Source organism: Burkholderia sp. A2 (genome assembly GCF_001729305.1).
Taxonomy (GTDB): domain Bacteria; phylum Pseudomonadota; class Gammaproteobacteria; order Burkholderiales; family Burkholderiaceae; genus Burkholderia; species Burkholderia sola.
This window is the reverse complement of the sequence record NZ_LZXX01000019.1, coordinates 1-1,147: the sequence shown is the minus strand read 5'-3', so window position 1 is coordinate 1,147 and position 1,147 is coordinate 1. Positions and strand designations below refer to the sequence as shown.

Genomic DNA, 1,147 nt, shown 5'->3' with positions numbered 1-1,147 from the left:
TGTCGGACAAGATCGGCCGCAAGCCGATCATCCTCGCGGGCTGCCTGATCGCGGCGCTGACGTACTTCCCGCTGTTCAAGGCGCTCACGCACTACGCGAACCCGCAGCTCGAACTCGCGACGCAGAAGGCGCCGATCACGGTCATCGCCGATCCGGCCGCCTGCTCGTTCCAGTTCAACCCGGTCGGCACGTCGAAGTTCACCAGCTCGTGCGACATCGCGAAGAGCGCGCTCGCGAAGGCCGGCCTGAACTACGAGAACGTCGCGGCGCCGGCCGGGACGCCGGCCCAGATCAAGGTCGGCGACACGGTGATCCAGACCTACGACGGCAAGGCGGCCGACGCGAAGGCGCAGGGCGCGGCATTCGACAAGACGCTCGCGTCGGCGCTGAAGGGGGCCGGCTACCCCGCCAAGGCTGACCCGGCGCAGCTCAACTGGCCGATGACGATCGTGATCCTGACGATCCTCGTGATCTTCGTGACGATGGTCTACGGCCCGATCGCCGCGATGCTGGTCGAGATGTTCCCGACGCGGATCCGCTACACGTCGATGTCGCTGCCCTATCACATCGGCAACGGCTGGTTCGGCGGCTTCCTGCCGGCGACCGCGTTCGCGATCGTCGCGGCGAAGGGCAACATCTATTCGGGGCTCTGGTATCCGATCGTGATCGCACTGGTCACGTTCGTGATCGGCCTGCTGTTCGTCAAGGAGACGAAGGACTCGGACATCTACGCGCAGGATTGATGTTGGGCGCGGAGCGGGGACGGCCGGCGGAGGGACGCCTTCCGGTGGCCGCCCCCGCCAGTGACCGAGGTCGGCACGGGCCGCCGGCAACTTTTTTCTGGAAAGATGGAAAAAGGTATTGACAGCCGACCGGCCGATCGACATAATTCAAGTCTTCGGCGAATTAGCTCAGTCGGTTAGAGCGACGGAATCATAATCCGCAGGTCCGGGGTTCGAATCCCTGATTCGCCACCAAATGCGAAAAGCCGCTGTTTCGAAAGAAACAGCGGCTTTTTTCATTGCTTCATCCAGCGCACGCGGTGTCGCGGCGCGTTGCCCGTCCCCCAGCCACGCGCCCCGACTACGCCACCACCGCTCCGCGCTGCGCCTTCGCCGCCTGCACCCCCACCTTCCCCCGCCAGTTC

General features: G+C 64.9%; 1 protein-coding gene and 1 tRNA gene. Both read left to right on the top strand.

What is annotated here, in order from left to right; translation table 11 throughout:
• A partial coding sequence (locus A9Z05_RS01710) for an MFS transporter (RefSeq protein ID WP_256121817.1) occupies nucleotides 1-743 on the top strand: 743 nt, incomplete at its 5' end.
• Nucleotides 744-900: 157 nt separating this feature from the next.
• A tRNA-Met gene (locus A9Z05_RS01705) sits at nucleotides 901-977 on the top strand.
• Nucleotides 978-1,147 lie beyond the last annotated feature (170 nt).